The organism is Mesotoga sp. HF07.pep.5.2.highcov, assembly GCF_003666285.1.
GTDB classification, from domain to species: domain Bacteria; phylum Thermotogota; class Thermotogae; order Petrotogales; family Kosmotogaceae; genus Mesotoga; species Mesotoga prima.
Window position 1 is genome coordinate 1 of sequence record NZ_JFHJ01000035.1, and the last position, 4,241, is coordinate 4,241.

Consider the following 4,241-nt stretch of genomic DNA (forward strand, 5'->3'; position numbering starts at 1 on the left):
ATCGTTCTGGTTTTCATTTGTCTGCTTCTTCTTATCGGGAGGATCTCTGGACTCAAGTCCTTCATTACTCTTACTCTCACGGGCTTGATAGTAATCAAAGTGATGCTGCCTTTGATTCTTAAGGGGTTCAACCCCATTGGTGCTTCTTCGCTGTCGGCGGCAGTAATCACTATTCTTACCTTTGCAATCGTTGCCGGAGTGAACACAAAGTCCCTATCAGCAATCTTTGGTACGTTATGTGGTGTGCTTTCTGCAAGCTTAATAGCATATGTAACCGGTTCGCTGGCGAACCTTACCGGCTTAAGCAGCGATGAAGCAACAATGCTTGTCTACATACCCCAGAATATTGAATTCGATTTTATGGGCCTGCTCTTCGCAGGGATAATCATTGGAACGCTCGGTGCTGTTATGGATGTTGCCATGTCTATCTCTTCGGCAATGTACGAGATGAAATCCATTAACCCAGAAATGACAACGGGCAAACTCGTGAAGTCTGGCTTCAATATTGGCAGGGACATAATGGGAACCATGACTAACACCCTTATTCTCGCCTATACGGGAAGTTCAATTTTCCTAATGCTCGTCTTTCTTGCGTATGAGACGACAGTTATAAGGATAATCAACATGGATGTAATTGCAACGGAGATTATTAGAGCCGTTTCCGGGAGCATAGGAATAATACTCTCAATACCTGCCACTGTTCTTCTTTCGGCCTTTCTTCTTAATAAGTATGGAGTTAGAAGCGGTTCAACGGCCGGAAAGCAATGATTTTCGTACGCATCGATTTCTTGCACACAAACACTACTGTCTTCTCAGGCTTGTAATGGTAAACCTTCAACCTGTACTGTCAACCATTTTCATTATCTCTAGAGAGGCTCCTGATAATCGTTTTTATCGATTGATCATATGTAAATACAGGTCACAACAATCTTCTAATTCAACGAAAAAAAGTGCGATTTGCAATCAGTAATAATTTTCGAAAATCAAAGGCCGCCCACTAGGGACGGCCTCTTTTGAACAACCTTTAATACGAAAGGAGTGCTATGAGACGCTATTTTGCTTTGTAACCGTCATCTCCGAAGATGTGACCTTCGTCGTATCCAACTGCATCAAGCCACCAGTCAGGATATCCTGCCGAAGAACCAACATTCGGAATGTTTATGTACCCATCTCTGTACTTCGTAATTAGATATTCGTTGAAATCCCATACCTGGTCCATAACATCATTAGTGATACCGGCAACGTAATCTGTGAGGAACTCCTTACAGAGTTCGGGATCAACTTCGTAAAGCTTGAGTGCAGCAGCCTCTATTGCAGGCTGAACCGCGAAGAGCTTGTCTTCAATCTTCTGTTGAAGGGCCTGTATCTCAGGATAAATGTAGCTGAATTTTAGTTCTGCCCAGTTGCCCATGAAGTTCATTGCCCAACCGGCTACATTACGATCGAATTCATGGAGATTTCCGTGATCAAATGCGTAGGGGACGTCGTTGATACCACAGTATAGAGGAACTAGTATCGATTCGTGCGGTGCAGCTGCGCCGAACCATATTACTCCACCGATTGGATCGGGAAGCCAGCTTCTTACCTGTGAAACAAAGACATAATCACATCTGAATATTGAAATCGCCCTTTCCCAGCTGCCCTTTATTAGCTTACTGGAGCCTGCGTAGCGATTTGGATTGCCAAAAGGTCCTGCTGCGAGTCCTTCGGTAAGATCAAATTCCGTACCCTCGTAGAAATCCCTGAACAGAGAAATCACGTCGGCAACAGAGAGTTTTTCATCGGGGACAACGGAGAACGGGTAATCAGTTGTAAAGCCGTCTTCTACCCATGGAGAAAACTCTTTTGAAGGAGCCACTCTGTCAAGAACTCTCCAGATTCTTCTCAAACTGTAATATGGCTGAGAATATTCACCTGTGCTAACTGTTGCCATCCAGTCGATAGGACCCGTGCTAGGATCATACCAGCCTGCTTCCGTTGCAACTTCGATCAGATTTGGAGAGAACATCATATCTGGATTTTCCGGATCTAGCTCTCTAATTCTGAAGATGTTGGCCTCGACGAAGACTTCACCATCGGGAACCTTTTTGGCTGCCCATAGTGCACTCTTCTTGTCCGGTGATGCACAGACTTCGAAGACCCATGCTTCGTTAGGATCTGTCACTGTAAGAGTTTCTCCCCATCCGTAATAACCGTATTCAACGGCGAGATCTCCCATGAGCTTGACTGCATCTCTGGCGGTTGTACATCTCTCAAGAGCTACCTTTGAAAGAGCCGAAATATCAAAGATACACTCGTTTGCTACGGGCTGAGCGTAGACCTTTGCTGAGCAGGTACATTCGCCGATGGCAACCTGATGTTCGTTGATAACTCCGTAAGCAGCTTCGTAATAGGCGAAAGTGTGCTCGACTTGATCAATGTAGCCAAGTGGTTCGTAAGGTGAGAAGTTAGGATCATCGTATGTTGGACCCATATCCTTACCAATATATCGAGGATACGGTTCGTGGAACGGGTAAACCGGTCTCTTTGAACCTGCCTCGAAATCGGCCGCTGGAATGTAAACATACCTGAAATCGCACTCTCCACAGTCGCATGAATGACTCGTCATTACTGAGCCATCAACAGATGCACCCTTGGTCACAACTACAGTTGTGCATGCCCAACCAAGACTTACGATTGCGGCAACCACAATCAGGACTAACAACGTTTTGCGCAAATGAAACCCCTCCTACAAAATGATTTATGGGGAACATCCCCAGTTTAGAGGCCTTTGACCTCTTAAAGCACATGAAAAAACCTCGCCATGTGACTACGTCAAGAAAACACAGCCCATTAGCTGTTTCATAAGAATTGAGGTGTATCATCTCTTTCCTAGAGAATTGCGTCGTTTGAAAGGCGCAAGTAAGAATCATTGTGAGACAAGTCCGTTTCACAAAATTCGATGCTTTGATGAGATAGTATACAGGTACTCCACAGCAATGCAAGGATAAATCGCTCTATTGTCTCAGAAGCATTTTGTCTAGGATTGCCTGCAATGAGATCTCTCAACCACATTATAACAGGAAATACTGTGACAAGCTAACTTTTTTGGAATTTGAAACAGAAGTTTTAAATAGGATATATTTGCTCCGATCTAAAGTGTGGAAAATGAGGAGAAGCAGACTCGATTTGTTCGAATATGAGATAGCGGAATAAAATGCACTGAAGTGCATCCGTGAAGGCGAAGCTGGAACGAATTCTCCAGGTGACAATTATAACTTCGTAGGGAGTCGATTCGAACCTGGTCTGCCGACGCAGAATAAGAAACGAATTTCGCTGCTCGTTTAACGCTTCGAAAAGACGTCCTCCGCCGTCCAAAATCAATGATTTGCTTTCCGATTGGATCAAAATCGTTAGGGAAGAAAGAGGCATGAGAACAGAGGCACGAAGATGGAGATCAAACGACGCAATCCGACATACTGAAAGATCAGTCGTAAGTTCTCAGTTCCTAGTTGGAGGTTAAAGACCCGAAAGCAAAAACACAACAGCCCGTCATTCTGAACTTGTTTTAGAATCTCGATCCTTAGAGACGCTGATCGATGTGAAGAGCCATCCCAAAAAAGAGCAGTTCTTCGTTCCGACGCTACGCGTCCAGGTTCTTGGTTCTTCGTCAGGGATTCCGTCTGAACTTGTTTCGGGATCTTTGGAGACAATTACAACGAATGAATATATAAGTGGAAGGATGACACAGCAAAGAACTGAATGTAGTGTTTTTACTTTTGGCACACCGCAGTTTGCAACTGCTCTCATGAAAAACCAAGGACGGCTCTTCACGGTGCTTAGCAACTCTCAGCAAGTGCCCAGCGGCTCTCAAAACCGTGATGCTGAAACGAGCATCACGTGATTTCACGTTTTCAGAAAGCCCGCCGGGATACTGAAACAAGTTCAGACACGATGTGACGTATTCGCAGTCACAACAATGTAATCTCGAACTTGTTTAGGGATCTGCTTTTCGATCCAATCGAAGGACCGGCTTTCTGAGCATGATGGAACTCTTGACAATGAACGTGGACGCGGAGCGTTCACCGGCCAGCGGGTATTTGTTCTTAAGCGCACAGCGGCTCTTTCAAAGGATGGGACCATGCTCCTGGACGACAACCAAGGACGTGTTTCTTGAGGATGACGGTATGTGAGGTTCTCGGAACGATCTTGATCTTCACACCTCTGTCCTCTGACCACGGTTTCAAACAAAAAGGAGAGTC

The 4,241-nt window shown here is 45.0% G+C and carries 2 protein-coding genes; one reads left to right on the forward strand and one right to left on the reverse strand.

Annotated elements, in window-relative coordinates; all coding sequences use genetic code 11:
- Window positions 1–768 (forward strand): YibE/F family protein (locus BG32_RS00720; protein ID WP_147434768.1); only part of this gene is annotated, 768 nt, incomplete at its 5' end.
- A gap of 283 nt (window positions 769–1,051) precedes the next feature.
- On the opposite strand, the gene BG32_RS00725 is transcribed toward BG32_RS00720, so the two are convergent.
- Complete coding sequence (locus BG32_RS00725; protein ID WP_006487104.1) at window positions 1,052–2,716, reverse strand: dipeptidase; 1,665 nt, start codon at window positions 2,714–2,716, stop codon at window positions 1,052–1,054.
- Between the last annotated feature and the right edge of the window lie 1,525 nt (window positions 2,717–4,241).